Source organism: Pedobacter borealis DSM 19626 (genome assembly GCF_000708285.2).
GTDB lineage: Bacteria > Bacteroidota > Bacteroidia > Sphingobacteriales > Sphingobacteriaceae > Pedobacter > Pedobacter borealis.
In genome coordinates this window covers 1-25,884 of the sequence record NZ_JAUG01000022.1, presented here as the reverse complement: position 1 = coordinate 25,884, position 25,884 = coordinate 1, and the positions used below count along the sequence as shown (strand labels likewise).

Here is a 25,884-nt window from a genome sequence, read left to right as displayed (position 1 = left end):
TAGTCGAAGGGCAGTTAAAAAGATTTAGCGTAAAGCGGGACTAACGTTAATTGAAAAACAGAACCTTGCTTTCCAAATCACATCGCACTGAAATTTGGATCCTAAAACCCTTACATCCAATTAAATCCTAATCAAAAAAGGGAAGTAAAACCAAGTTCTACCTCCCTACCTTAAACAAAACATTACCTAATTAATAATGTAAAAACTTTTGCTATGATAGCTTTTTACAGTCTTTCAAGAATAAGTTAGCAATTGTGATTACGCTGGCTTTATCCAAAGGCTCATCAAAACTTTCTACCGCTACAGCTTTGGTTATGCCGGCATTGCCACCTATACCTACAATATTTGCACCAGCTTGTACGGTTAAATCTTCACCGGCATATACAGCATCTACCTGAGGAACGCCAGAATCATTTGCCTGACCTGAAGCACCAAGGCTAACCCATGGTTTATATATTGCTGTACCAGCTGCCGTACGCATTTGACGGATATGCGATGCATGACGTGCTTCCACTGAGTGAATCTGTAAAGCAGTTTGCAATACCCCCGGACTAACCAATAGGTTTCCTGCCTGACCTTTGTATGCCCTAACTCCAGTATCTTCGAAACCTTGTGCTACCGCTAAGAAAGTACCATAATCAGAATATACAGTAGAAAACGTTCCACCTGCTCTAAAATCGGTATCTGCATAGGCTATTGGTGCACGGGCTGAGCTTCCCAAAGCACCTACCAATAAATCAACGTGTGCTTTTTCGTGATCGCGAATAGTAGTAATGGCTGCTTGACTGGCTGCATTAGGAAAATTAAAAGTAACATCAGTTACTGCCGATCCAGGAGTTTTGCCTACAATACAGTGATTGTAAAAATGATATTCCAAATACTCTAGCGATAAAGCAAAGTTTAATACATCAACAACCGCAGCAGGTAAAGCTGTTTGTCCATATGCTTTTTGAAACATTGAACCTAGGGCTAGCGGCATAGCAGCCAAAGAGATTTTTTTGCCCATGTTGAAAAAGCTTTTCATTGCAGCTCTTCTCGGATTTAATCTCTCATAGATTTCACCGTCAACTTTTTCAATTTCTTCTAATATATTACGATATTCATGATTTTCTGATTTTAAAAATTAAAGATTGATAACATTAATTTTGGTTTTGATATACTTTCCAGCAATGGCTAGCACCTTATCTGGTGTTAAAGCTGCATCTAAACCGGCTGCGTTATTGGCACCCAATGGAGCAAGGCTATTTAAAATCAGCAAACGACCCGTTTGAGATTAAATCACGAACATAAGCTGCGTGACGAGCCTCAACCGAAACAATCTTACCTGCTAACAATAAATAAGTACCATTTTTAATTCTTGGTCCGGCACCATTGTATGCTGCCACGCCCAAATCTTCGAAAGCCATTGCCGTACCTAAAACACTGGCAGAACTGGTAAAATCAATTGAAGAAAAATCTACCTCCAAACTTCCAATTGCAGCTGTACTTAAAGCAGCTTTAAAAAACTCCCTGTGTGCAATCTCATGGAACTGAATATCTTGGAAATATGCTTTTTGAGCTGCTGTGAAACTTGCAGGAGGTGCTGAAGCAACTTTTATGTGAAATGCAGCTTCTAGTTGCTCTAAAGCATATGCATAATTTAATACACCGAAATCATCTTTAAAATCTAACGTTGCACCTCCCATAATAGGATTCTCGTAACCACGATCTTTTTTACAACCGGCTGCAACCAAGGCGATGCCAGCAGCGCCTGCACCTGCATACTGAAGAAAAGATCTTCTGCCTACAGTTTTGTCAAATAAACTTTTTTCATGAAGTTCATTTTTTGTTTCTAGTTCATTGTGTTTCATAGTAATCTATGTTTAGTGGTTTTGAATTCGTTTGATGATACATACGTGACAATCAGAACACTGGTTTTTTTGATTTGCATTTTTTTTTGTAAGCGCATTTTAATACATTCACCAACCTATAGTTATGACAACATTAAAAGCCATTATTGTTGATGATGAGGAGTTTGCCCGATCATCATTGTTTTTTTTACTGCAACAGAACTGTCCACAGGTAGAAATTACCGGTATTGCAAGATCTGTATCGGAAGCAAAAGATATTCTGGCACACCATCCTATTGATTTAATCTTTCTGGATATAGCAATGCCCGGAGGGAACGGTTTCGAATTAATTCCTGATGCTCAAAAACATAATGCAGCAGTTATATTTACTACCGCGTACGATCAATATGCGCTGAAAGCGATTAAGGCTAACGCACTCGATTATTTATTAAAGCCAATTGATATTGATGAACTTAAAATAGCTGTAGATAAGGTTTTTCAGCACATCAAACTTTTTAAAGGTCAGAACGAGAATGATGAAAGAATCAACAACCTAGCTTCCAGCTTAAGCTCAAGATCCGAAATCAAGAAGCTTACGCTTCCCTATGGCCAAGGTTTTAAAATGATTGATATCGATGATATCATTTATATCGAAGCCGATAGCAATTACTCTATTGTACACTTAAATAACCATGATAAAATAACGGTTTCGAAAGTTTTACGGGAATTTGAAGAGCTTTTACCAGGCGACCAATTTGTACGGATCCATAAGTCGAGCATCATCAACCTTAACCATTTAAAAGAGTATAATTCTAAAAACGGACTTCAGGTTTTCTTAAAAAATGGAGAAAGTATTAATATTTCGCGAAGAAGAGCAAGCGATTTTTTTGAAAAAATAAAATTATTTACAAAAGCGAACAGTGATCATTAAACTAGGCAAAAAAGTGCTTTTATTTACTGAAAAAGCAATCCTGAAGTTAAACTTCAGCCGCTCTTTTATTGCTTTTTTATTCGGGCTTATTATATTTAGTGCTCCCAAAACCCTGCTTGCACAAACCACTTACCTCCCCCATTATAATACTAAAAATGGGCTGGCCAGCAACAACTGTTATTACATTTTACAGGATAAAAAAGGCTTTATCTGGATTGCAACGGATAACGGATTGAGCCGTTTTGATGGTACAAATTTCCAGAATTTTACGATCGAAGATGGACTGCCCGATACCCAGATCCTTCAGATGAAAGAAGACAAAGATGGCCGCTTGTGGTTTTTTGCCTTAAACGGCCAGCTCAGCTACTTAAAAGAAGGGAAGTTTTACAACCAGGATAATGACGAACTGCTTAAAAAGCTAAACTTTAATACGGTAATTGTTTCCTTTTTAGTAGATAAACGGGGGCGGATTTGGCTCGGAACCAATGCCAACCTCATTGTTTGCTGGGATGGAAAAACGATCAAAAAGTACATTTCGCCTAATCCAAATGATCAATTTATCAATGCCTTTATACACGAAGATGAGCAAGGTAACATATTCGCCTATAGCGATTTAAGTGTACAGAAATTTAATGGAAAAACTTTTTCCATGATCAGTTCGAAAGTGCAGCCCCTCTCCTACATGACTGCTGTCAATTCTACACACAGATCTTTATTTTATCTGGATGCTGGCGGCTTAAAACAATATAGACATGGAAGTATCAACGATCTCATATCGATTCCTCAGAATCTGATCAAAAACATGTCGGGTTATTTTTATTACGACATTGCCAGTAAAGAAGTTTGGCTATCGAATGCCAATGGTGCCTTTGCTTTAGATAAAAGCGGAAAAACTGTTCAATATCTACAGGATATCTCTGTCAATCAAGTTATTAAAGATAGTAACCAAAACATGTGGTTTGCCACCAATCAGGGTATTTATATGCTGCCCAACGCTAACAACAGATTATCCATCATTGATGCCGAATCGGGCCTGAGTAGTAACGTAATTAAAAGCATTACCAAAGATGGAAAAAACCGCCTCTGGCTGGGTACCGATGATGCCGTAATCGACGTATTAACCATCAACAATTACCAGGTAGATGAAATTGGTTTAGACGATTTCAAGAAATACAAAACCATTAAACAGGTTACTTTCGATCCAAAAGATCAATCTATATATTTTGCATCCGATTATGGAATGGGTGTTTTTAAAAATATCTATAATGGCAATACCGAAGTAAAATATTTAAAGGAATCGAACAACTCTATGTTCGTGATCAAACATTTTAGCATCGGCAAGAATAACGACCACCTGGCTCTGGCTCTTTCATCGGGTGTTGTTTTTTTATCAGACAGAAGAAACAAATTTGAGTTTAACGCTGCGAAATACCGCGAAAAGGAAGATTTTTTTAAAGACAGGTCTTATCACGTTTTTTACGACAGTGAAGGGAATTTGTGGTTTTCGAATATTAACGGGCTGTCTCAATTTTCAAAAGGGAAATTAATTAAACATTACGAAAATCATCCCCTACTTACCAAAAGGATAAATGATATTCAGCAGCTTGCAGACGGCACTTTGATTTTGGCAACAGATGGTTATGGTTTAATTTTCTACAAGAACAGGCAGATTACCCGTCAGATTACCCAAAAAGATGGCCTAACCAATAATATCTGCACCAAAATATTTGTAAAAAATAACGAAATATGGGTACTAACAAACAAAGGTGTAAACAAAATAGCCGATTATCCCAATCAATTCACCGTGACCAATTTCGACTATGGTAAGGACCTTTTGAGTGATGACATCAACAGCTTGTTTATTGATGATAGCACGGCCTATTTTGCAACAAACAAAGGCCTGATCCTGTTTAAGTACAACAATAAAAACATAGTTAAGAATCTTCCTAAGGTTTACGTTACTTCTATTATTAAAGATAATGAGCGTTTGCCGGTTGATCAAGGTAATTTTACTTTCGAACCTGGTAACAATACCATTCTATTTACCTTTAGTGCAGTCGATTTTACCACGAGCGACATCACTTATCGGTACCGTTTAAATGAAAATTCAGCTTGGGTAGAAACCCGCACAAGACGGTTAGATTTTTCTTCACTACAATCAGGCGATTATATATTTGAAGTAAGTGCCAAAAGCCAAAATGGTAATTGGGGCGAATCGGCAAAAATAGCTTTTACCATTAAAAGGCATTTTTGGCAAAGCTTATGGTTTTTATCTATTTTGATACTGCTGGTAGCCTATATTTTTTATAAAGTGGCTGTTTACATTACCCGTAAGCAAAAAGATAAAGAGCAAGAGCAATTGTTGTTAAAAAACAAAGTGCTGATGCTCGAGCAACAAGCCTTACAGGCGATGATGAATCCACATTTTGTTTTCAACGTGATGAATTCGATCCAGCATTATATCAATACGCAAAATACGGCTTCAGCAAATAAGGTTTTAACGGGCTTTGCCAGATTGATCAGAAAGAACCTGGAGATCTGTACCAAAAGTTACATCTCTTTAGAGGAAGAGCTGGAATACTTAAATCTTTATTTGAAATTAGAGAAAAACCGTTTCGGCGATAAATTAAAATACATTTTTAATATTGATGAAGAAATTGATAAAGAAGAAACCTTTATCCCATCTATGTTGTTACAGCCTTACGTAGAAAATGCAATATGGCATGGTATTATGCCAAAAGAAACAGGTGGTGAAATCCTGATCAATATTAAACTGAAAGATGAATTCTATCTCAACATCGAAATTATTGACGATGGGATTGGAATTGACAACTCTTTAAAGGATAAAAAGGAAACACACATTAGTAAAGGAATGCAGTTAACCAAAGAAAGATTGCACCTTTTAGGCCAGATTGGAGCAAAACCTATACACTTAAACGTTAGGCAGAATACCACAAATGGTACAACAGTATCGATTTCTATACCGTTAAAATAGAAAATTTACCGTTTACTCAATTATTAATACCACTCACTAAATAGAATCTTGATCGAACCCTCTTTAGCCTTAAACTTGTGTTAGAAATAAACGATAGTGTTTATCAAAGACGTTCTTATAGAATTGATATAGATATTTAATAACCTAACCTAAAACTATATCTTAATTCAGGTTTCATTTGTGTGTTGAAAGCGGTCTTGTTTTTAAAAGCGAGACCGCTTTTTTTATGCCCAAAAATTCTATTTTTGTATATGCCCAATCACAACATTACCAGGTACATCGAAGCCCTCGTATTTTCTTCCAGCCAAAGCATAGGTACGCAAGAAATTATACTTGCCTTAAATGCCGTTTTCAATGAAGAATTTACCGAAACACAGGTGTTCGAAAGCATAGAGCAGATTAAAGAAAAATATAGCCATGATGATTTTGCCATCGAATTGGTATTCTTAAACAATGGTTACCAGTTTCTCACCAAAAAAGATTACCATGAAACGGTTAATCAACTTCAGTTACACCGCTCAAAGAAAAAACTAAGTCAGGCCGCGATGGAAACGCTTGCCATTATTGCCTACCGCCAACCAATAACCAAATTGGAAATTGAACAGATCAGGGGTGTAAATTCAGATTATTCGGTGCAACGCCTGCTGGAAAAAGAGCTGATCAGTATCAACGGAAAAGCAGAAACGCCCGGCCGACCTATCCTGTACAGCACGAGCACATTATTTATGGATTATTTTGGTTTAAATAACCTTAACCAGCTTCCTCAATTGAAGGACATCGTAAAAGAGGAAAATACCGTTGGAGAAAATGTGGAATAAATAAATTAATTTCTTTGCTTTCAGATTGTTATTAAAAAAAGTTTTTTTGTATTTTTAAACTATAAAAGCAATTTTTATTTTTGTGTTATGAAAGCGCCAAAGAAACTCCCAACTAAGCCGACTGCCAAGAAACAGGTAGACGAAGATGATGATCTTGAAGATGACGATATTCTAACAACGAAAAAGAAGCCTCAAGATGATGATGATTTTGACCTGCCATTAGATGATCTTGACAACTTCGATAATTTCGACGATGACGACGACGACTATTAATATTTAAAATAACATATATTTGAAAAAGCATCCGCCCGCTTGGTAGGATGCTTTTTAATTTTAAAATCTGCCCATGCAAATCATATCTGTAAGCAATTCATCACTAAAAAAAGACTTTCTAAACACACCCAAAATTCTATATAAAAACGACAAAAACTGGATCTGTCCACTGGATAGTGAGGTTGAGAATGTTTTTAACCCAGAAAAAAACACCTTTTTTGCACATGGAAAATGTACACGCTGGATTTTAAAAGATGATGCAGGAAAACTGATTGGCCGTGTAGCTGCTTTTATTAATGAGAAAAAAGCCTACCACTACGACCAACCAACCGGTGGCATGGGATTTTTTGAATGTATTGATGATGAAAAAGCTGCCTTTCTTTTATTCGATACAGCAAAAACCTGGTTAGCCGAAAACGGAATGAAAGCCATGGACGGTCCGATTAATTTTGGTGAAAACGATAGCTTCTGGGGCCTGTTAGTTGAGGGGTTTACCCCTCCTTCTTTCGGCATGAACTATAACTTTCCATACTATCAGAACTTTTTCGAGAAATATGGCTTTGTTACCGAATACGAACAATTAACCAACCATATTAACCTAACTATCCCCTTCCCAGAACGTTTTACAAAAATTGCCAACTGGGTAAGAAATAAACCAGGTTATACTTTCGAATATTTCAGCAAAGCCAATTCGAGTAAATACATTAATGATTTAATGGAAATCTACAATGATGGCTGGCAGGATTTCGAAAACTTTGTGCCTATTAAAAAAGAAACGCTCGAAGAAAGCTTTAAAAGTATGGAACCCATCATGGATGAACATTTGATCCAGTTTGCCTACTTTAATGGCGAACCAGCCTCTTTTGTAGTATTGATTCCAGATGCAAACCAGATGATTAAAGGTTTTGATGGAAAACTTGGTTTAATTGAAAAATTAAAGTTTGCTTACCGCCGCTGGATGGGCGTTACCCGTATGAGGGCAATTGTAATGGGCACCAAACCTAAGTTCCAAAAACATGGACTGGAATCCGTTCTTTTTATCCGTTTAGGCGAATACGTACTTCCTAAAAACCAGTATAAAGAGCTTGAATTGAGTTGGGTAGGCGATTTTAACGAACAGATGATTGCTATCCATAAAGCCACGGGTGCAACCTTTGGTAAAAAACACCTTACCATGCGGAAAATCTTTTAACCTTAACAGGTTCGTCACCTGCCAAGGTTCGTGTCTCCACGAACCTTTTTCTGTTTGCCACGGATTCACGAAAACACAGAAAAATGTAACTTTAAACTTTTTAACATCAGTTCGGTCATTAATCTGCCCTTTAAGGAATAATCTTTAGACATTTTTGCATTTTATCGTCACCCTGACCTGTAGCGCAGCGGAAAGCTACGCAGTAAATTTATTTCAGGGTCTTAATGAGCAGAAAGATGCTGACCACGTAGTAGCTACAAGACAATTGAAAATACTATTTCTACTTGTAAAATAAATTCAGCATGACGATCTCCTTATTCCAAGGTGCTAAAAACAATTATTTTGACTAAAGTATTAATCGGACTCAGCTTTTTAAGTTTTACATCGCAGATTTCTCCATTTCGTTGCACTACAGTCGAAATGACGATTCCACTATAATAATCTATGCACTTTTATATTTCGGCAAATTTATCAGGAGTACACTTCCCAAAATAATTACCAATCCAATAATCTGGGTAAGGCCGATCACTTCGTTGGTAAAAGTTAAACTCAGTAAAACAGCCACTACCGGGTTTACATAAGCATAGGTGCTCACTTGGGTAGCTGGACGCACCTTTAACAACCACACATAAGCACTAAACGCGGCAATTGAACCAAACAGAATAAGGTAAATAATAGATAACCAGGCATCAAGTGGTATTTTCTCCCAATCCAACAACTTAAATTCTGATTTCAAAAAACCTCCAGGTAAAAAAGCCAAACTGGCCGTCAACATCTGCCAGCCTGTATTAACAGAAACCGAACTGCCGGTAGTGGGATGATATTTCGAATAAAGCGATCCTCCAGCCCAAGCTATTGGCCCGAAAACGAGTAATACCATACCTATAATCTGCAGATTACTTTGAGGTTTATCAAGTGCTTGTACAATCTGGCCTCCAAACAAGAGCACCACTCCTAAAAAGCCAATTACTAAACCCGATACAATGTACTTATTGCTCAGATTTTCTTTCCAATGCGATTTATCCAGAATCACGAACCAGATCGCCGCCGAGGCTACCATAATGGCTACTAAACCGCTCGGAATAAACTGCTCTACCCAAATTACGATTCCATTACCCAAACCCAACATTAAAATACCGCTTACGGCAGCAATTTTGATGGTTTTTAGGTTAAAAATATCTTCTCCTTTAATCTTGCACCAGGTTAGCATCAGCAATCCCGCAATAGAAAAACGGAAAGCGCCTAAAATGAAAGGTGGGAAACCAGCCAATGCTTTCTGGATAAAAAAGTAGGTAGAGCCCCAAACGATGTATACGATAGCAAATGCCAGGTAAACCATTACCGGCGATGCTGTTTTATTTAAATTTGCCATATGCTTATTTTTCAGGGATTACTAATTTTTGTTGTTCTTTCACAGTCTCCAGCACAATCGTGGTTTTAACCGATAAAATATTCGGAATCTTACTAAATTCATCTCGCAGTAAAGCCATTAATGAGGCCGAATCTGCTGTCCTCACCTTAATCAGAAAGCAGTCATCTCCTGCAATAACGTGTACTTCTTGTACATCGGGTATTTTTGCCAGTTCGTTTGCGGTATCACTACAGCCCAAACTTTGAGATGATTTCATTGAAATAAAGGCTAGTAATTTTAAATCGAGTGCCACAGGGTTTATCCGGGCATTATATTGGGTAATTACATTTTTCTTTTCCAACTTCTTTACCCGTTCCAACACAGCTGAAGGAACTAGATCCAATGCCTTTGCTAAATCTACATTCGAGATCCGGGCATTATCCTGCATAAGTCTGAGTATAGCCAGATCGATATGATCTAAACTAAAATTGCTTTCGATTACCATTCTATAAAAATATAAATATTTAGAATAAAATTCATAATAATTTAATTAAAAATGAATTTTATTCTTATTTATTATCTTATTATGATAATTAGTCGGCAAAAGAACAGATTAACCGATTTTTATATTCCGAGTTTATCATACAGATCGATAACCTTTTTACGGAGCCTATTAATTTCTTCTTCCTTTTCGATCAGTTCTTTTTTAAGTGCAACGAGTTCTTCTGATGAATCTGGTATTACAGACTGCCCAGATATCAACTGCGCTACAGGAACCTTAAACGTTTTGGAAATCTGGAGTAAACGGGAAATATTGAGATCGGTTTGGCCTGTCTCTATTTTACAAAAAGCAGGAGTAGAAATATTAAGTTTTTTAGCAGCATCCGCCTGACTTAAACCTAAGGCCAACCTACTTTGCTTAATGTTATCTCCGATGCTTTTCATTCTTTTTTAGATATTAGATTTGAGATATGAGACACACATATCAAGAGACGTATCAAAGACACGAGATTTGAGCAAATGAATTCGTCTCAAATCTCATATCTCAAATCTCACTTCTTTAAAGAAGCTGCCAACTCAGGCAGATCGAAACCTGCGTAATTGCCAGAACTCATCATGAGTAGATTAGTGTTTTTATAATTCAAGCTCAATAAATAAGCTTTTAACTTAGTTGCATCATTAAAAAATTTCAGTTTTGGATTAGCAAAGGCCTGCTGAACATCGTCTTCAGAAAAAGGCTCCATCCGTTTTTGTTCAAAAGATTTAATATCTATAAAAACAATTGCCTCATCGGCTTTATCCATTGCTCCTGTATATTCTTTTAAAAAATCTTTATTCAGGCTACTGAAAGTATGCAATTCGATACAGGCTACTAATTTTCGATTGGTAAACTGCGCTTTAACAGCATCGATAGTAGCTTTTAACTTTGACGGCGAATGCGCAAAATCTTTGTAAACATTAGTCGATTCATCAGCTGAGATCACTTCTAAACGTTTAGCTGCACCAGTAAATGAAGAAATGGCAGCATCAAATTCTTTTGCATTGATTTCCAATTGTTTGCATACCAATTTAGCTGCATTCAGGTTCATCAGGTTGTGATCGCCAAATATCTTTAAAGCAGTTTCTTCTGGAAGCAGGTAAGTAATCCCGTTTCTAATTTCATGTTCAGGAATAGCATAAGCAATTTTTGTAACGTTGGCTTTTGATTGCGTTACAATTTCATTTAAATCAGCATCTGCTTCACAATAAATTAAAGTTCCGTTATCTTTAATCGTATCGATAAATTTATCAAACTGCGAAGTATAATCGGCATAGGTAGGAAAAACATTGATGTGATCCCATGCAATACCACTAATTACAGCCACGTTTGCCTTGTAAAGATGAAATTTAGGTCTTCTATCAATCGGCGAAGCTAAATACTCATCACCTTCAATAATCATTACAGGTGCTTCTTCGGTAACCTTAACCATTGTTTCGAAGCCGGCCAGCTGTGCACCAACCAAATAATCGAAATCGCGTTTATAGTAATTAAGCACATGTAAAATCATACTGGTGATAGTTGTTTTACCATGACTACCACCAATTACTACGCGTAATTTATTTTTACTTTGCTCGTAAATATATTCAGGATAAGAATAGATTTTAACGCCTAATTCTTGCGCTTTCAATAACTCTGGATTATCGATACGGGCATGCATACCTAAAATTACAGCATCCAGGTCGCTTGAGATGCGATTTTCATCCCAACCCATTTCAGCAGGCAATAGTCCGTATTTATCTAAACGGGATTTTGCAGGCTCAAAAATCACATCATCAGATCCCGAAATTTGATACCCTTTTTTATGTAAGGCGATGGCCAGATTGTGCATTGCGCTTCCACCAATCGCAATAAAATGTATGTGCATATTTTTTATTTTAGACGTGAAACAGGAGATTTGAGAACTAACCCTTTGCCTTAAACCTTAAACCCTAAACCTTCCGTCCTTCCACCTTCTTTTCAAACTGAGCCGCAACCCAATCGCCATTTTGTTTATGATCGACGTATTTGATGCCGTATTTAGCACATTCAGCAGTAATCATTCCTAAATCAGGATCTAAATAAAATCCACTGAAGAAAATTTTGCCTCCGGCTTTCAATACCTCGGCGTAACGGTGAATCTGATCCAGAAGTATATTTCTATTGATATTGGCAAAAATAACATCATACTCCTCGTTAGGAATCACCTCTTTACTACCACAAAGCGCCTTTAGATTATCTACCTGGTTAAGTGCAGCATTTTCTATGGTGCTTTCGTAACAGATATCATCATAATCGATGGCCATTAAGCTTTTAGCACCCAGTTTTGCAGCCAGAATGGCCAAAATTCCGGTACCGCAGCCCATATCCAGGATATTTTTATCCTTTAAATCGGCAGCTAAAATATACTGCATTACCATCGTGGTCGTTTGATGATGACCAGTACCAAAAGCCATTTTAGGATCGATTACGATCTCGTACGGATACGATGGCTGCGGCTCATGAAAGGTTGCCCTTACATAACACACATCATCAATAATCAGCGGACTAAAGTTTTTCTCCCATTCGGCATTCCAGTTTTCATCGGCAACATCCTCTAAAGTATATGTTGTTGTAAATTCTTCGCTATAATTTGCCAGGAGGTCTTTTAATTCCTGCTCGTTAAAATTGTCTTTGATTACGAAAGCCGTAAAACCACCCTCACTATCTTCGAAAGTATCAAAGCCTAGATCGGCAAGATCGCTAATGAGCAGATCCTGTTGATAGTCTTCGATACCTTTGAATGTAAATATTGCTTTTGTATATTGCATTTAGCTATTTAATGCTTTAATAATATCTGTAAAATCGCGTGATTTTAACGATGCACCACCAATTAGGCCGCCATCAATATCGTTCTGAGAGAATAAACTTGCAGCGTTGCCTGGGTTACAGCTACCTCCATATAAAATGGTTGTATCATCAGCCACATTAAAACCATAGTTAGCTTGAATTTCACTGCGGATAAAAGCATGAATATCTTGCGCTTGCTCAGGAGACGCAGTTAAACCTGTGCCGATAGCCCAAACTGGCTCGTAAGCAATAACCAATTTTTTGAAGTCTTCTTCAGTTAAACTAAAAATACCTTCTACCAACTGTTTTTTTAATACTTCATAATAACTACCGTTGTTACGCTCGTCTAAAGTTTCGCCAATACAGAAAATTGGTATTAGGCCATTCGCCAAGGCAACTTTAGTTTTTTCAGCTAATAAAGCATCGCTTTCAGCGAAATATTGTCTGCGTTCTGAGTGACCTAAAATAACGTATTCTGCACCAACAGATTTCACCATTTTAGCTGAAGTTTCGCCTGTATATGCTCCGCTTTCTTTATCGCTAATATTTTGAGCGCCAATTTTAACATCGTTACCACCCAATTTTGCCAAGCTGTTTAAGTGAATAAACGGTGAGCAAATAATAGCCAGCTGATCGCCTTTGCGCTCATCTTTAACCATATTTACGATTTCGCTGAATAACGAAACACCTTCGTTATAATCTAAGTTCATTTTCCAGTTACCGGCAACAATCTTTTTTCTCATTTTGTATTATTTAATGCTTGGTTGATCTTTCCAGATCGGGTTTTATATTAAAATCGTCTATACGATTCAGTTAATTCAAATACTTTAGTAATGATATCTTTTTCTACCTCATCGAAAGCTATATTTTTTCGGGCAAATACCTTTTCGGTTGTTTCGAACATTTTATTCAGTTTATAGGTATCGAAACCGCTGGCGCCTCCCCAACTAAAATCAGGAATATGGTTTGGCGGGAAGCCTGCACCAAAAACATTGGCTCCAATACCAACCACAGTACCCGTGTTAAACATGGTATTTATGCCAGATTTAGCATGATCGGCCATAATTAAACCGCAAAACTGCAAGTTAGTATTCCGCATTTTTTTGCTTTCGTAATCGTAAAGTTTTACTTCGGCATAATTATTTTTTAAATTCGAATTATTGGTATCAGCACCTATATTGCACCATTCGCCCATTACCGAATTGCCTAAATAACCCTCATGGCCTTTAGCAGAGTTGCCCCAGATTACCGAATTGTTAATTTCACCTCCTGCACGGCTATTCGGACCTATGGTAGTACCTGAATATATTTTGGCCCCCATTTTTATAGAAGAGTGATCACAAAGCGCAAAGGAGCCCCTTATTAAAGAGCCTTCCCAAACCTCGGCATTCTTACCGATATAAATCGGTCCGTAAGTACTATTAAATACGCTACATTCGGCTTTTGCCCCTTCCTCTAAAAAAATATCATCTCCGAGTAGCTGATTGGTACTGCTTAACTTTGCCGAACTGCGTCCTTCGGTTAATAATTTAAAATCTTTTCTGATCTCGCCGGGATTATTACCAAAAATATGTTCAGGATAAACAATCTGTATAAAATCAGCTGTGTATTCTATCGGCTTTAGCGATTTAACCGATTCTAAGTCGTGCTGATCTGCGATATATGCGATTATGACATCTCTTTTGTAAAGCACTTCACCTGCTTTAAGTTTGTCTATGGCGTTTAGCAAAGCTTCATCCGGGCAAACAGAACCGTTTATAAACAAATCGGCATTGGGTTTTGGCGCAAACTTTACAGAGAGGTAATCTTGGGCATGAAAGCCAAAATCGGCTTTTAAATATTTAGCCCATTTCTCGGCAATGGTTAAAATCCCTATGCGTAAATCGGCCACAGGCCTGGTAAACGTAAGCGGACGTAGAGACATCCAAGAAGCATCATCAAAAAGATTGATTGTCATAAGCAACAAAAATAAAAAAAGTCCCGATGCTTTTGGCAAAGGGACTTCAAAAAATGTTTTTTGTTGCTAAAATTATTTCTTAGCGTAACGGTTTTTGAATTTATCAATACGTCCTGCTGTATCAACCAATTTCATTTTACCAGTATAAAAAGGGTGTGAAGTGTGAGAAATCTCTAATTTATAAAGAGGATACTCATTACCATCTTCCCATTTAATTGTTTCTTTAGTATCTACGCAAGATTTTGTTAAGAAAGCATATTCGTTAGACATGTCTTTAAAAACAACTGGTCTGTAGCTTGTTGGGTGCAAATCTTTTTTCATCGTGTTTTTTATTTTCTTTTAATTGTGATGAAGCTATCTCGCTAATGCTTCGATGGTTTCATTTGAATATTATTTTAAGTTATTTGTGTGAAAGCATCAAGAACATTTTTGCAATTTGCTGGCAACAACGCTTATGACATTTCCTATTAGTCTTTCTACCTCTATTTTAGAGGATGCAAATATCTTAATTTTATTTTTGATTTACAAGCCTAAATTAAAATTTTAATTATAAGATTTCCAGGCATCTGTTTTAGTAAAGCTGATTTAAACAATGTTTATTGTAAAACGATTGCTCCATCCACATATAATATAACAAACCTAAATTTTTTGGACTGAATATTGTTTTTCAGATATTTAAAAAAATATGTAAATTTGATATATGAGAAAAGATAGCGAGTTTGATGGAATTATCCATTCTAGCAGTAGCGGAAAGCTCTACATTAAAAGCCCCGATTTCTTTGCACAGCCAAGGATCAGACAAATGGTGGGTGCTTTAATGGAATCGAGTATTTTCAAAAAGATAGAAAAAGATAAAAACAAGAAATAGCCAATATAGATGCCTTTTAACCTGCTCTTATTCCCTCTTGTAGGCGGCTATTATATTCTTATTAGGTTCAGATACCTTAGATACGTACAATATCGGCTAGAAAACCAACGTGTACTGTTAAATTCTGCTTTTGCAGGCATCCTGCTTTTAGGTGTATGCTTCTTATTAAGAGGATTATTCATTGCCATCTTTCCTGAAACCGTTGAACAGTTAAGTAAACTACTCCCTATCCATACCCCTTATTTCGGAACCACGAGCATGTCGTTATTTGTTGCTGTAGGCGCAACAGAAATCGCAAATCTTTTCATTAACAGGCTTAAGGCCATTAAAAGAGCGATATCTACTTCAGGAAATGAATTTGAGCTTTTACTGAGTTCTTCTTTTTTTGATGCCCATCTCTTACAGTTTACCATGGATAGCGGCAAATTTTACATTGGCTGGGTTAAAGAGCTGCCCAAACCCTTTACCACCAGTTATATCCGAATTACCCCTGCCTTTAGCGGCTATCGCAAGGCTGACGATAAAGAACTGGTTTTTACCACCCAGTATTTAACGGTTTATGCCAGCTATATTGAAGATGGCTCGGTTGCAAATACAGATGAGTTAAAAACTGATCTCGTACTAAAAGCGGATAAGATCAATTCCATTTCGTTTTTTGATATGGATATGTACAACCGTTTTAATCCTTCGCAAGGATAAGCTTTCACTCCTAATCCTTCTTTTGACTGTATTTTTTCCAGGTTTCTATTTTAGCCTTCTGACGGGCAATGTAGGCATCGGCAATTACTTCAGCCGAACTCGAGCCTTCAACCGTTTCCAGCAGTTCCTTTAATTTATACTGATCTACATCTGCCTTATATAAAATCTGGATCAGTTTCGGAAAGTCGTTATCGATTAAATAAGCAAAGGCATCAACCAATGCATCGCGCAACTGATTCTCAGAAAGATCATCTGGTATATCGAAATCTTTGTTGATGATACTAATTAATGACATGGAACAGGATTTTTAGGATTACTGGATTTTAAGATCGATTTTATTAACATTAGAGTAGGCAATTTGCACTAACCGAAGAAACACAGGCCAATTTAAATAAACCTGATAATAGCGGCAGCTCCCGATTCTTCATCGGGACTATAGCGGTTAGCAGGACTGAAGAGGCTATGGAATACGGAGCTTTCGTTTTCAAAATTATAACGCGGTTATTTAACCGCTTTAAGATCCCCGCATGCGCGAGGATGACGGTATCGAAAAACTAAACTCATTTTCCGTTTAATCTCTTATATCCATTTAATTTCCTGGCAAATCTCGATCAACACACCATTGGTATCCTTTGGATGTACAAAACACACCATTTTATTGTCTGCACCTTTTTTTGGCGACTCGCTGAGCAGCACAAAACCTTCTTTGTGCAGGCGTTCCATTTCTGCCAGGATATCATCAACCAGAAAAGCGACATGATGAACCCCCTCTCCTTTTTTTTCGATAAATTTAGCAATTGCACTATCTGGAGCAGTAGCCTGCAGCAGTTCTATCTTGTTTTCGCCAGTTTTAAAGAAAGCCGTATTTACAAATTCGGATGCAACTTGCTCAGTTTTATAGCAATCGGTATTCAATAGTTTCTGATAAATATCTATAGAACTGTTAAGGTCTTTTACCGCGATGCCGATGTGTTCTATCTTATTCATAGATTATAAGGTTATGTGAATGTAAAAATGCGGCTTTTCTCTATAAGGTCATAGCTATTATTTATAATTGTTAAATAAGTTTTTTCGTATCTTTGTGTTATAATTAACAGAATAGAGATGAAACAGCCGATATATTTAGATAATAATGCAACCACCCCGTTAGATCCTAGGGTGTTGGAAGCAATGCTACCTTACTTTACAGAGAAATTTGGAAATGCCGCAAGTCGTAATCACGCGTTTGGCTGGGTGGCTGAAGAGGGTGTAGATTATGCCCGTGAGCAGGTAGCCAAACTAATCGGCTGTACTGAAAAAGAAATTATTTTTACATCAGGTGCAACTGAGGCCGATAACCTGGCTATTAAAGGTGTATTTGAAATGTACAAAGAAAAAGGTAACCACATTATAACTGCGGTTACTGAACATAAAGCAGTTTTAGATACCTGCAAACACTTAGAGAAAAACGGAGCACGTGTAACTTATTTAGGCGTTAAAGAAGACGGTTTAATTGATTTAGCTGAATTAGAAGCTGCCATGACTCCTGAAACGATTTTAGTTTCAATTATGTATGGCAACAACGAAATTGGCGTAATCCAACCGGTTAAAGAAATTGCAGCAATTGCACACAAACACGGTGCTTTATTTATGACTGATGCTACGCAGGCAGTTGGTAAAATTCCGGTTGATGTAAATGCTGATGGTATCGATTTAATGGCTTTCTCGGCACACAAAATGTATGGTCCGAAAGGTGTTGGTGTACTTTACGTTCGTCGTAAAAACCCAAGGGTTAAAGTTACTGCACAAATGGATGGTGGTGGCCACGAGCGCGGAATGCGTTCTGGTACATTAAACGTTCCTGGTATTGTAGGTTTAGGTAAAGCTTGCGAACTTTGCCGTTTAGAAATGGAAAGCGAATCAGTTCGTTTAGCTGCTTTACGCGATAAATTAGAAACTACTTTGAACAAAATGGAAGAGAGTTATGTTAATGGTAATACACAACACCGTTTACCACACGTAGCCAATATCTCTTTCAAATATGTTGAGGGTGAAGGTTTAATGATGGCGATGAGTGATTTAGCAGTATCTTCAGGATCGGCTTGTACTTCAGCATCTTTAGAACCATCATATGTATTAAAAAGCTTGGGTTTATCTGATGATTTAGCACACTCTTCTATCCGTTATGGTTTGGGAAGATTTACAACTGAAGCAGAAATCGATCAGGCTATTGAAGTGACTCAAAAAGCGGTTAATCACTTAAGAGAACTTTCTCCACTTTGGGAAATGTTTAAAGAAGGAATTGACTTGAGTAAAATTGAGTGGGCGGAACACTAAGAAAGGTAGAGGGCTGAAAGGCTTAAGGTAGAAGGTTAATCGCCAAACGCCTTACGCAGATCGCCAAACTGAAAATTAATTAAAAAATTTGCTCCGTAAGGAGATTAAAAAATAAAATCATGGCATATTCAGAAAAAGTAATTGACCATTACAATAACCCACGTAACGTAGGTACTTTAAATAAAGACAGCAAATTTGTAGGAACGGGATTAGTTGGTGCACCTGAGTGTGGCGACGTAATGCGTTTACAAATTGAAGTTGGAGAAGATAACGTAATCACAGATGCTAAATTTAAAACATTTGGCTGTGGTTCGGCTATTGCTTCTTCTTCTTTAGCTACCGAATGGTTAAAAGGAAAAACAATTGATGAGGCTTTATCTATCGATAACATGGATATTGTTGAAGAATTGGCTTTACCTCCAGTAAAAATTCACTGCTCGGTTTTGGCAGAAGATGCAATTAAATCGGCCATTAACGATTATCGCGTTAAAAATGGTTTAGAAGCAATTGTATTGGAAAAATCGCACCATTAATAAGTAACAAGACATAAGTATCTAGTATCAAGACTATAATAATTCAATCTTGATACTAGATACTAAATACTCGATACTATGATCACAATAACAGATAAAGCAAAAGAAAAAATCACCCACTTAATGCAGGATTCGGAAATGGGTTCTGATTACTTTTTACGCGTTTCGGTAAAAGGTGGTGGCTGTTCGGGCTTATCATACAATTTAGATTTTGATAACGAAGAACAAAAAGGCGATCAGTTTTTTGAGGACAGGGGAATCAAAATTGCTTTGGATATGAAATCATTCCTTTATTTGGCTGGAACTGAACTCGACTTTACTGACGGTTTAAATGGAAAAGGTTTTAACTTTATAAACCCAAATGCCAGTCGTAGCTGTGGCTGTGGCGAAAGCTTCTCTGTTTAAAATCTTATAAAACATATTATTTAAAGGGCCCCGAAAATTTCGGGGCCCTTTTGTATTTTTAAACCAAAAAGCCTTATAATTGTTAATTATAATTAGCGAACCAATACGAGCATGCCACTAATAAACGAATTTTCAACTGTTCCTACCTTGTTGCGGAATGTTGTAAAAAACATCCATAAACCTCAAGAAACCTTTTTGATTCATAAACAAGGTGCAGAATGGGCTGAAATTTCTTATGAAGATACTTTAAAAAGAGCCGACGCTGTTTCTGCCTTCTTTTTAGAGAAAGGAATAAAAAAAGGTGACAGACTAGGCTTAATGATCGAGAATTCTCCTGAGTACGTATATTATGATCAGGGAATACAGCAGATTGGTGTAATTAACGTATCCATTTACCCTACACTTTCTGAACAGGAAGTAGCTTATATCATTAACGATTCTGGCATAAAAGCTATTCTTATTGGGAATAACTTTCTATACCGTAAAGTATTAAAGGTAGCAGCCAATTGCAAACAGTTAAAATATATTATTCCTGCCTTTAAAGATTTTGAAAAAGTTACCATTCCTACCGACGTAAATGTAGAAGTTATCGCCTTTTCTGATATCCTGGCGCTTAAACATCAGGTTACGGCTGCCGAAAGGGCTGACATTGACCAATGTAGAAGTTTAGTTTTACCTGACGATGTTTCCTCTTTAATTTACACCTCGGGAACAACAGGAACCCCAAAAGGTGTAATGCTTACCCATTATAACTTTGTTAAGAATGTGGAGGTTTGCTTGCAACAGATCCCTGTGATCGATCAAACGGAAACTTTCCTTTCCTTTCTACCGCTATCTCACGTATTCGAGCGTACAGCAACTTACCATGTTTGCTGCGCACAAGGTTGTAAAATTGCATTTGCCCAAAGTTTAGAACTATTGGCAAAAAATATGGGAGAAGTTCGTCCTACGGTAATGAGCTGCGTTCCGCGTTTATTGGAGCGGATACACGATAAAGCCATAAAAGGAGGAACAGCTGGTGGGGGCACAAAAGCAAAAATATTTACCTGGGCTTTAGAAACGGGCAACAAATACCGTTTAGCAAAAGAGGCCGGCAAAAACCCAGGCTTCATTTTATCAGCCAAAAAAGGAATAGCAGAGAAACTGGTTTTCAGTAAAATTAAAGAGAAAACCGGCGGACGTTTAAAGTTTATGATTTCGGGCGGTGCCGCCCTGCCTAAAAATGTGGGTGAATTTTTTGGCGATCTGGGCATTAAAATATTAGAAGGATTTGGCTTAACAGAAACTTCGCCCGTAATGTCGGTTACCGAATACCACAGACAGGTTTATGGCACGGTTGGTCGTGTGATCCCTGGTATTGAAGTAGGCATACAAGATGTAGAAAGCAAAGAGATGCTCAGTATCCAAACGCACAATACTTTTAACGAAGAATTTGAATGCGCCGAAGGTGAAGTAATTGTGCGCGGTCATTGCGTAATGAAAGGTTACTTTAATAAACCAGCAGAAACAGCCGAAGCGATAGATAAAGACATGTGGTTCCATACCGGAGATATTGGTCGCTTTTATAAAGGCAACCTGCAGATTACAGACCGTTTAAAAAACATGATCGTAAATGCTTACGGCAAAAATGTTTACCCTACCCCGGTAGAAAACATTTACCTGAAAAGCCCAAAAATTGATCAGCTTTTTTTAATCGGAGATAAACGCGAGTTTATTACAGCAATTATTATCCCGAACAAAGAAACTTTAGAAGAAACCTTTAAACTCAAACCATCGTTTTTTGAAGAGGCTGATCCTTTTATCCGCGATCAGGAAATTGTAGATTGGATGGAGCAGGACATTAAGAAAATCTCGAACGAGCTGGCCAAATTTGAGCGCATTAAAAACTTTAAGATCAAGCGTAATCCCTTCAATATAGACGAAGGAGAAATTACCCCAACCATGAAAGTTAAGCGCCGTATTGTAGAAAAGAAATATGCCGAAGCCATTAACGAAATGTATGAGGAAGGTATAGAAGCGGAATCATAATTAAATAAAGGGTCATCATTACAAAATTAGCATGGTGACCCTTTAATTTTTTGCAGCAATATTAAAAATCAGTTATAGATCCAATCCATTTGCATCGGTTGTTAATATTTCGCTCATATAATCAAAGAAAGGTCGCATGTTTTTAAATTCCTGATTACAATATCCTAAGTAATCTTTACTTAAAACTTCCTGATCGGTAAATCGATGAACTAACAAAAATTGCTTATAACGTAGCAGATCGATATCCTGATGATCTCCATCAAAACCCTTTGGAGCAGTTTTTAATTGTTCGCCTTTCAAAGCCTCGAAGGAAGCAATAAAAGTTTTATCACTTAATATTGCTCTCAAGGGCTCGGCATCAAAAGCTATATTTTCTCTTATCAATTTCAAATCTTGAGGAGAAGGACCGAAAAAACCACCAGCCACAAAACTATTGCCTGGTTCGATATGAAAATAGTAGCCACCCCTTCTTTGTTTACCTGCCCGTTTAAAACTTCCGCTCCAATGTGTTTTATAAGGTGTTTTATCATTGGAAAAACGGGTATCCCGATAAATTCGGTATAAACTTTTCTTTCCCGATGGTGTTTCAATTACATCATGGGTATTCATAAGATCTAATAAATCCTGTGCAAAAGATTCTATATATGCATGTTCTTTCTGGTAAGCTATTTTATGGTCATTAAACCACTCACGTTCGTTGTTATTTTTTAACAACCTTAAAAACTCAAAACTAGAAGGTGGTATTTGTTTTATATCGGGCATCGTTTTTTAAATGGCTATTCACATCCAAACAAATATAACATCTGTAAAACACTAAATTCATATCGCTAAAAAATTTAATCGAAAAAATACTTAAAAATTTCCGAAGGGGTCTGACCATGGAGTTGCTAATTAGACCAATGAAACTATAGAAAAGTCCTTAATAAAATAAATTCTCAATCACGAATTATGAAACAGATATATTTAATAGCTTTATGTATCATTTGCCAGAACGATGAAACACGATTTATTTTTTGAACAGGTTTGGGATTTAACCAGAGAAATACCCAAAGGAAGGGTAACATCATACGGAGCAATTGCAAAAGCCATTGGCACGCCTAATCTATCGAGAATGGTTGCCAGAGCCATTGGCGCTTGTGGGGCAGCACAATCTCCTGTGCCTTATTATAGGGTAATCAGCAGCAACGGCTTGCTCAGCGGCGATCCATCATCTACAGCTAAAAGACAGGAACTCCTCGAAAACGAAGGCGTTGAAATTAAAAACCTGAAAGTTCAAAACCTTAAAAAGGTATTTTGGGATCCGTTAATTGATATGGAATAATACTACCGGTAAAGTTTCTGATCATCCATTTTTTATCTCATTGGCTTTAACATGCTAAATGCGGTTTTATATCAAATAAAGCATTTAGTAATTACAATAGCTTTCTTATCTTTGCAACCATCTGTTTTAAGTGGATAGCTAATTGGTACTGAAAATTGAATTTTTCCAATATTAATTCAAAATTTAATCAGCTAATTATTTCTTTTTCATTAAAGCACCAAAATTTAACAATAACAAAAAATGCAAGAGCATTACTTTTGCAAAAAATACCTGAAATGAGTATAGGATTATCAGAACAAGAAGTACTACGACGTGAGTCGCTAAAGCAATTACGCGCATTAGGCATTGAGCCTTATCCTGCAGAAGCGTATGAAGTAAATGCATATGCAGCAGATATATTAGCTAATTATGAAGTAGATAAGACAGCATACAAGACCGTAGTATTAGCAGGTAGGATTATGAGCCGCAATATTATGGGTGCTGCTTCTTTTACGGAGTTACAGGATTCTACCGGCAGAATTCAAATCTACTTAAAGCGCGACGAACTTTGTCCTGGTGATGATAAAACCTTATATAACACAGTATTTAAAAAACTTTTAGATATTGGCGATTTCATTGGGGTTAAAGGATATGTATTCACTACGCAAACAGGAGAAATTTCTGTACATGTTACTGAATTTAAGGTGCTTTCTAAGTCACTACGTCCCCTACCAATCGTTAAGCGCGATGATGAAGGTAATGTTTATGATGGATTTACCAATCCGGAATTGCGTTACCGCATGCGTTATGTAGATTTAACGGTAAATCCTGATTTTAAACAGATCTTCATTAAACGTAGCAAGGTGATTAACACCATGCGCAATTATTTTGATAACCAGGGTTGGATGGAAGTAGAAACGCCTATCCTCCAGCCTATCCATGGTGGTGCTGCTGCGCGTCCTTTTGCCACACACCATAATACTTTAGATATGCCGCTTTATTTGCGTATTGCAAATGAGTTATATTTAAAAAGATTAATCGTTGCAGGTTTTGATGGTGTATATGAATTCGGTAAAATGTTCCGTAATGAAGGGATGGACCGTACGCATAACCCTGAATTTACTTCAATGGAAATATACGTTGCCTATAAAGATTATATCTGGATGATGGCAATGGTTGAAGAATGTTTAGAAAAAGTAGCTATTGCCACAACTGGTGCTAGTGTAGTTAAAGTTGGTGCCAACGAAATTAATTTTGAAGGACCGTACGAAAAATTAACCATGTACGAGTCGATCCAAAAATATACCGGAATTGATGTTTCGGCGATGACAGAGGAAGAAATTGCACAGACTTGTAAAGACTTAGGCATCGAAATCGATGATACAATGGGCCGCGGTAAATTAATTGATGAAATTTTCGGCGCTAAAGTTGAAGCGAATTTAATTCAGCCAACCTACATTACCGACTACCCTATCGAAATGACACCGCTTGCTAAAAAGCACCGTACGGCAGAAGGTTTGGTAGAGCGTTTTGAGCTATTTGTTAATGGTAAAGAGATTGCAAATGCTTATTCAGAATTAAACGATCCTATTGACCAAAAAGAGCGTTTAGAAGATCAGCTAAAGTTAGCTGCCCGCGGTGATGACGAGGCCATGGCCATGGATGATGATTTCGTACGTGCATTAGAATATGGTATGCCGCCTACTTCAGGTTTGGGCATTGGTATTGATCGTTTGGTGATGTTAATGACCAACCAAAGTACCATTCAGGAAGTTTTATTCTTCCCGCAGATGCGTCCTGAGAAAAAGAAAATAGAAATGACGCCTGAAGAAACAGAATTATATTCATTGGTTTCAGAAGGCGAACAATATCTGTTAACTGAAGTAAAAGGAAAACTGGCCGATTGGAGTAACAAAAAATGGGATACAACCTTAAAAGCTTTAACAGGAAAAGGAATTTTAAAAGTTGCCAAAACAGACGATGGCTTATTCCTATCGCATAAATAATCGAATCTGATACCTGAAAAAAGGCGATTGCGAATTTGATTTTAACAAAAACATAACATAAACTTAAAAGGCTTGCTAACAATTGTTTAGCAAGCCTTTTCTATATTTACAGCAATCGATAATTAAAATCATTGCGATATGAATACGTCAAGTTTAGAAATCAACGAAAGAGAATACTGCATTAAATTAAGCAAAGATGCTTTTGATTTAACGCTGGTACGCCAGTTAATAAAAAGAATCCAGGCCGAAGCCTTATTTTTCTCAAGAGTACAAGCCGAAGAAGAAGATATCTTAAGCAAAAGAGCTCAAAGAGAAGAATTTGAAGGATTTGATTATTTAGGAGATAAATAGTCGGTTTTCAATTGGTAATTCTCAGTTAACAGTTAATTTAACAATTAACCAATTAAAACAGTTAACCTCACTAATCAACCTCCAAAGTTCCCTCTACCGAATCATCCATTGTTTTTCCTGTAATTACCGACGCTGCCATCTTTAAAAATGCAACGGCAGTACCGTGTTTGGTATCCCAATAGTATCCCTCCGAAGGGATAACCTTGATTAAGGTGATATCAGGATCGCCTTTCCCTCCTTGAAACCATGTTTTGATAAACGGGCTCCAAAGCTCGTCGATTTTAGCCTGATCCCTGCTGATTTCTGAAATTCCATAAATATTTACAAAACCCGAATGCGCTCCGGCCTGAAACAACAAATGCGTAAAAGGATCAGTTGAAATCTCATCATTTTTATGACTGTCTTTCATGCTCATAAACCAAATATTTCCTTCATCATCGACTTGCTGAATGGCCATTGGCCTTACCGATAAGGGTACACCAGTTTTAATATTAACCTGAGTTCGATAATTATTAGCTGAAAATCATATCTTATACACGCCTAATCCAGCTTTATCGTCCTGCTGAATTTATTTCAGCATCTTTTTAGCGTGAAAGACCCTGAAATAAATTCAGGGTGACGACCGTCTTAACAGAAAACTTGATTAAAACGCCACAAAATGAGATTTAATAATCGAACTCAGGTTA

The 25,884-nt window shown here is 37.1% G+C and carries 29 protein-coding genes; 14 read left to right on the top strand and 15 right to left on the bottom strand.

The genetic code is table 11. The features are described 5' to 3' along the window. Nucleotides 1-211: 211 nt before the first annotated feature. From AW17_RS08650 to AW17_RS08645, 3 genes are all read right to left on the bottom strand, one after another. Complete coding sequence (locus tag AW17_RS08650; RefSeq protein WP_083488661.1) at nucleotides 212-1,024, bottom strand: ferritin-like domain-containing protein; 813 nt, start codon at nucleotides 1,022-1,024, stop codon at nucleotides 212-214. Nucleotides 1,025-1,123: 99 nt separating this feature from the next. Further along, complete coding sequence (locus tag AW17_RS25110; RefSeq protein WP_280739943.1) at nucleotides 1,124-1,258, bottom strand: hypothetical protein; 135 nt, start codon at nucleotides 1,256-1,258, stop codon at nucleotides 1,124-1,126. Then, nucleotides 1,242-1,850: a ferritin-like domain-containing protein gene (locus AW17_RS08645; RefSeq protein ID WP_245235033.1), complete on the bottom strand. Its 609-nt coding sequence runs from the start codon at nucleotides 1,848-1,850 to the stop codon at nucleotides 1,242-1,244. The genes AW17_RS25110 and AW17_RS08645 overlap by 17 nt, the downstream gene beginning before the upstream one ends. A 124-nt stretch (nucleotides 1,851-1,974) precedes the next feature. Between AW17_RS08645 and AW17_RS08640 the strand changes: the two genes are divergently transcribed. From AW17_RS08640 to AW17_RS08620, 5 genes are all read left to right on the top strand, one after another. After that, nucleotides 1,975-2,760: a LytR/AlgR family response regulator transcription factor gene (locus AW17_RS08640; protein ID WP_029275734.1), complete on the top strand. Its 786-nt coding sequence runs from the start codon at nucleotides 1,975-1,977 to the stop codon at nucleotides 2,758-2,760. Then, complete coding sequence (locus AW17_RS08635; RefSeq protein ID WP_083488660.1) at nucleotides 2,750-5,755, top strand: ligand-binding sensor domain-containing protein; 3,006 nt, start codon at nucleotides 2,750-2,752, stop codon at nucleotides 5,753-5,755. The genes AW17_RS08640 and AW17_RS08635 overlap by 11 nt, the downstream gene beginning before the upstream one ends. Nucleotides 5,756-6,006: 251 nt before the next feature. Beyond that, entirely contained in the window at nucleotides 6,007-6,573 is a 567-nt protein-coding gene (gene scpB / locus AW17_RS08630; protein WP_029275732.1) for an SMC-Scp complex subunit ScpB, read from the top strand. An 87-nt stretch (nucleotides 6,574-6,660) separates the two neighbouring features. Then, nucleotides 6,661-6,846 carry a hypothetical protein gene (locus AW17_RS08625; protein ID WP_029275731.1) on the top strand — a complete coding sequence of 62 codons (186 nt, stop codon included), beginning with the start codon at nucleotides 6,661-6,663 and terminating at the stop codon, nucleotides 6,844-6,846. A 73-nt stretch (nucleotides 6,847-6,919) separates the two neighbouring features. Further along, on the top strand, nucleotides 6,920-8,038 hold the full coding sequence (locus AW17_RS08620) for a hypothetical protein (protein WP_029275730.1): 1,119 nt from the start codon (nucleotides 6,920-6,922) through the stop codon (nucleotides 8,036-8,038). 442 nt (nucleotides 8,039-8,480) lie between these two features. Here AW17_RS08620 and AW17_RS08615 read toward each other — a convergent pair whose 3' ends face one another. The 8 genes from AW17_RS08615 to AW17_RS08580 all read right to left on the bottom strand — a co-directional run bounded on the left by AW17_RS08615 (nucleotide 8,481) and on the right by AW17_RS08580 (nucleotide 15,013). After that, nucleotides 8,481-9,410, bottom strand: coding sequence for an EamA family transporter (locus AW17_RS08615; RefSeq protein WP_051691713.1), 930 nt, complete (start codon nucleotides 9,408-9,410; stop codon nucleotides 8,481-8,483). A gap of 4 nt (nucleotides 9,411-9,414) precedes the next feature. Further along, nucleotides 9,415-9,894: an Lrp/AsnC family transcriptional regulator gene (locus AW17_RS08610; protein ID WP_029275728.1), complete on the bottom strand. Its 480-nt coding sequence runs from the start codon at nucleotides 9,892-9,894 to the stop codon at nucleotides 9,415-9,417. 119 nt (nucleotides 9,895-10,013) lie between these two features. Further along, nucleotides 10,014-10,334, bottom strand: a complete 321-nt coding sequence (locus AW17_RS08605) for a helix-turn-helix domain-containing protein (RefSeq protein ID WP_029275727.1) — start codon at nucleotides 10,332-10,334, stop codon at nucleotides 10,014-10,016. A gap of 107 nt (nucleotides 10,335-10,441) precedes the next feature. Next, nucleotides 10,442-11,794, bottom strand: coding sequence for a UDP-N-acetylmuramate--L-alanine ligase (locus tag AW17_RS08600; RefSeq protein ID WP_029275726.1), 1,353 nt, complete (start codon nucleotides 11,792-11,794; stop codon nucleotides 10,442-10,444). A gap of 64 nt (nucleotides 11,795-11,858) precedes the next feature. Next, on the bottom strand, nucleotides 11,859-12,716 hold the full coding sequence (gene prmA, locus AW17_RS08595) for a 50S ribosomal protein L11 methyltransferase (RefSeq protein WP_029275725.1): 858 nt from the start codon (nucleotides 12,714-12,716) through the stop codon (nucleotides 11,859-11,861). Beyond that, entirely contained in the window at nucleotides 12,717-13,478 is a 762-nt protein-coding gene (gene tpiA, locus AW17_RS08590) for a triose-phosphate isomerase (RefSeq protein WP_029275724.1), read from the bottom strand. A gap of 47 nt (nucleotides 13,479-13,525) precedes the next feature. Continuing rightward, nucleotides 13,526-14,692, bottom strand: coding sequence for a putative sugar nucleotidyl transferase (locus tag AW17_RS08585; protein ID WP_029275723.1), 1,167 nt, complete (start codon nucleotides 14,690-14,692; stop codon nucleotides 13,526-13,528). Between the two features lie 72 nt (nucleotides 14,693-14,764). After that, complete coding sequence (locus AW17_RS08580) at nucleotides 14,765-15,013, bottom strand: type B 50S ribosomal protein L31 (protein WP_025142617.1); 249 nt, start codon at nucleotides 15,011-15,013, stop codon at nucleotides 14,765-14,767. A gap of 379 nt (nucleotides 15,014-15,392) precedes the next feature. Here AW17_RS08580 and AW17_RS24120 point away from each other — a divergent pair, with 379 nt between their 5' ends. Beyond that, entirely contained in the window at nucleotides 15,393-15,560 is a 168-nt protein-coding gene (locus AW17_RS24120; RefSeq protein WP_157258143.1) for a hypothetical protein, read from the top strand. A gap of 9 nt (nucleotides 15,561-15,569) precedes the next feature. Beyond that, a complete protein-coding gene (locus tag AW17_RS08575; RefSeq protein ID WP_029275722.1) occupies nucleotides 15,570-16,259 on the top strand; it encodes a hypothetical protein in 690 nt (229 codons plus the stop codon). A gap of 10 nt (nucleotides 16,260-16,269) precedes the next feature. Here the strand turns inward: AW17_RS08575 and AW17_RS08570 are convergent, their stop codons facing one another. After that, a complete protein-coding gene (locus AW17_RS08570) occupies nucleotides 16,270-16,554 on the bottom strand; it encodes a hypothetical protein (protein WP_029275721.1) in 285 nt (94 codons plus the stop codon). A 284-nt stretch (nucleotides 16,555-16,838) separates the two neighbouring features. Next, a complete protein-coding gene (mce, locus tag AW17_RS08565; RefSeq protein ID WP_029275720.1) occupies nucleotides 16,839-17,246 on the bottom strand; it encodes a methylmalonyl-CoA epimerase in 408 nt (135 codons plus the stop codon). A 117-nt stretch (nucleotides 17,247-17,363) separates the two neighbouring features. On the opposite strand from mce, the gene AW17_RS08560 reads away from it, so the two are divergent. The 4 genes from AW17_RS08560 (at nucleotide 17,364) to AW17_RS08545 (ending at nucleotide 21,541) form a co-directional block, all read left to right on the top strand. Then, nucleotides 17,364-18,575 (top strand): IscS subfamily cysteine desulfurase, encoded by a 1,212-nt coding sequence (locus AW17_RS08560; RefSeq protein WP_029275719.1) that lies wholly within the window; start codon nucleotides 17,364-17,366, stop codon nucleotides 18,573-18,575. 119 nt (nucleotides 18,576-18,694) lie between these two features. Beyond that, the gene (gene iscU / locus AW17_RS08555) at nucleotides 18,695-19,108 is read left to right on the top strand and encodes a Fe-S cluster assembly scaffold IscU (protein WP_025142622.1); all 414 of its coding nucleotides are present in this window, start codon (nucleotides 18,695-18,697) and stop codon (nucleotides 19,106-19,108) included. 78 nt (nucleotides 19,109-19,186) lie between these two features. Then, nucleotides 19,187-19,513 (top strand): HesB/IscA family protein, encoded by a 327-nt coding sequence (locus AW17_RS08550; protein WP_025142623.1) that lies wholly within the window; start codon nucleotides 19,187-19,189, stop codon nucleotides 19,511-19,513. Between the two features lie 111 nt (nucleotides 19,514-19,624). Further along, nucleotides 19,625-21,541 carry an AMP-dependent synthetase/ligase gene (locus tag AW17_RS08545; RefSeq protein ID WP_029275718.1) on the top strand — a complete coding sequence of 639 codons (1,917 nt, stop codon included), beginning with the start codon at nucleotides 19,625-19,627 and terminating at the stop codon, nucleotides 21,539-21,541. 72 nt (nucleotides 21,542-21,613) lie between these two features. On the opposite strand, the gene AW17_RS08540 is transcribed toward AW17_RS08545, so the two are convergent. Continuing rightward, nucleotides 21,614-22,303, bottom strand: coding sequence for a DUF2461 domain-containing protein (locus AW17_RS08540; protein WP_029275717.1), 690 nt, complete (start codon nucleotides 22,301-22,303; stop codon nucleotides 21,614-21,616). A 232-nt stretch (nucleotides 22,304-22,535) separates the two neighbouring features. Between AW17_RS08540 and AW17_RS08535 the strand changes: the two genes are divergently transcribed. The 3 genes from AW17_RS08535 (at nucleotide 22,536) to AW17_RS08525 (ending at nucleotide 25,198) form a co-directional block, all read left to right on the top strand. Then, nucleotides 22,536-22,862, top strand: a complete 327-nt coding sequence (locus tag AW17_RS08535; RefSeq protein WP_029275716.1) for an MGMT family protein — start codon at nucleotides 22,536-22,538, stop codon at nucleotides 22,860-22,862. Nucleotides 22,863-23,137: 275 nt separating this feature from the next. After that, the gene (gene lysS, locus AW17_RS08530) at nucleotides 23,138-24,847 is read left to right on the top strand and encodes a lysine--tRNA ligase (RefSeq protein WP_029275715.1); all 1,710 of its coding nucleotides are present in this window, start codon (nucleotides 23,138-23,140) and stop codon (nucleotides 24,845-24,847) included. A 138-nt stretch (nucleotides 24,848-24,985) separates the two neighbouring features. Beyond that, on the top strand, nucleotides 24,986-25,198 hold the full coding sequence (locus AW17_RS08525; RefSeq protein WP_029275714.1) for a hypothetical protein: 213 nt from the start codon (nucleotides 24,986-24,988) through the stop codon (nucleotides 25,196-25,198). 70 nt (nucleotides 25,199-25,268) lie between these two features. On the opposite strand, the gene AW17_RS08520 is transcribed toward AW17_RS08525, so the two are convergent. Beyond that, the gene (locus AW17_RS08520; RefSeq protein WP_280739944.1) at nucleotides 25,269-25,688 is read right to left on the bottom strand and encodes a pyridoxamine 5'-phosphate oxidase family protein; all 420 of its coding nucleotides are present in this window, start codon (nucleotides 25,686-25,688) and stop codon (nucleotides 25,269-25,271) included. Nucleotides 25,689-25,884 lie beyond the last annotated feature (196 nt).

Coding starts and splice junctions, on each gene's coding strand:
- AW17_RS08650 (WP_083488661.1), bottom strand. CDS start 1,024: ATGAAAAGCTTTTTCAACATGGGCAAAAAAATCTCTTTGGCTGCTATG.
- AW17_RS08645 (WP_245235033.1), bottom strand. CDS start 1,850: ATGAAACACAATGAACTAGAAACAAAAAATGAACTTCATGAAAAAAGT.
- AW17_RS08640 (WP_029275734.1), top strand. CDS start 1,975: ATGACAACATTAAAAGCCATTATTGTTGATGATGAGGAGTTTGCCCGA.
- scpB (WP_029275732.1), top strand. CDS start 6,007: ATGCCCAATCACAACATTACCAGGTACATCGAAGCCCTCGTATTTTCT.
- AW17_RS08625 (WP_029275731.1), top strand. CDS start 6,661: ATGAAAGCGCCAAAGAAACTCCCAACTAAGCCGACTGCCAAGAAACAG.
- AW17_RS08620 (WP_029275730.1), top strand. CDS start 6,920: ATGCAAATCATATCTGTAAGCAATTCATCACTAAAAAAAGACTTTCTA.
- AW17_RS08615 (WP_051691713.1), bottom strand. CDS start 9,410: ATGGCAAATTTAAATAAAACAGCATCGCCGGTAATGGTTTACCTGGCA.
- AW17_RS08610 (WP_029275728.1), bottom strand. CDS start 9,894: ATGGTAATCGAAAGCAATTTTAGTTTAGATCATATCGATCTGGCTATA.
- AW17_RS08605 (WP_029275727.1), bottom strand. CDS start 10,334: ATGAAAAGCATCGGAGATAACATTAAGCAAAGTAGGTTGGCCTTAGGT.
- AW17_RS08600 (WP_029275726.1), bottom strand. CDS start 11,794: ATGCACATACATTTTATTGCGATTGGTGGAAGCGCAATGCACAATCTG.
- prmA (WP_029275725.1), bottom strand. CDS start 12,716: ATGCAATATACAAAAGCAATATTTACATTCAAAGGTATCGAAGACTAT.
- tpiA (WP_029275724.1), bottom strand. CDS start 13,478: ATGAGAAAAAAGATTGTTGCCGGTAACTGGAAAATGAACTTAGATTAT.
- AW17_RS08585 (WP_029275723.1), bottom strand. CDS start 14,692: ATGACAATCAATCTTTTTGATGATGCTTCTTGGATGTCTCTACGTCCG.
- AW17_RS08580 (WP_025142617.1), bottom strand. CDS start 15,013: ATGAAAAAAGATTTGCACCCAACAAGCTACAGACCAGTTGTTTTTAAA.
- AW17_RS24120 (WP_157258143.1), top strand. CDS start 15,393: ATGAGAAAAGATAGCGAGTTTGATGGAATTATCCATTCTAGCAGTAGC.
- AW17_RS08575 (WP_029275722.1), top strand. CDS start 15,570: ATGCCTTTTAACCTGCTCTTATTCCCTCTTGTAGGCGGCTATTATATT.
- AW17_RS08570 (WP_029275721.1), bottom strand. CDS start 16,554: ATGTCATTAATTAGTATCATCAACAAAGATTTCGATATACCAGATGAT.
- mce (WP_029275720.1), bottom strand. CDS start 17,246: ATGAATAAGATAGAACACATCGGCATCGCGGTAAAAGACCTTAACAGT.
- AW17_RS08560 (WP_029275719.1), top strand. CDS start 17,364: ATGAAACAGCCGATATATTTAGATAATAATGCAACCACCCCGTTAGAT.
- iscU (WP_025142622.1), top strand. CDS start 18,695: ATGGCATATTCAGAAAAAGTAATTGACCATTACAATAACCCACGTAAC.
- AW17_RS08550 (WP_025142623.1), top strand. CDS start 19,187: ATGATCACAATAACAGATAAAGCAAAAGAAAAAATCACCCACTTAATG.
- AW17_RS08545 (WP_029275718.1), top strand. CDS start 19,625: ATGCCACTAATAAACGAATTTTCAACTGTTCCTACCTTGTTGCGGAAT.
- AW17_RS08540 (WP_029275717.1), bottom strand. CDS start 22,303: ATGCCCGATATAAAACAAATACCACCTTCTAGTTTTGAGTTTTTAAGG.
- AW17_RS08535 (WP_029275716.1), top strand. CDS start 22,536: ATGAAACACGATTTATTTTTTGAACAGGTTTGGGATTTAACCAGAGAA.
- lysS (WP_029275715.1), top strand. CDS start 23,138: ATGAGTATAGGATTATCAGAACAAGAAGTACTACGACGTGAGTCGCTA.
- AW17_RS08525 (WP_029275714.1), top strand. CDS start 24,986: ATGAATACGTCAAGTTTAGAAATCAACGAAAGAGAATACTGCATTAAA.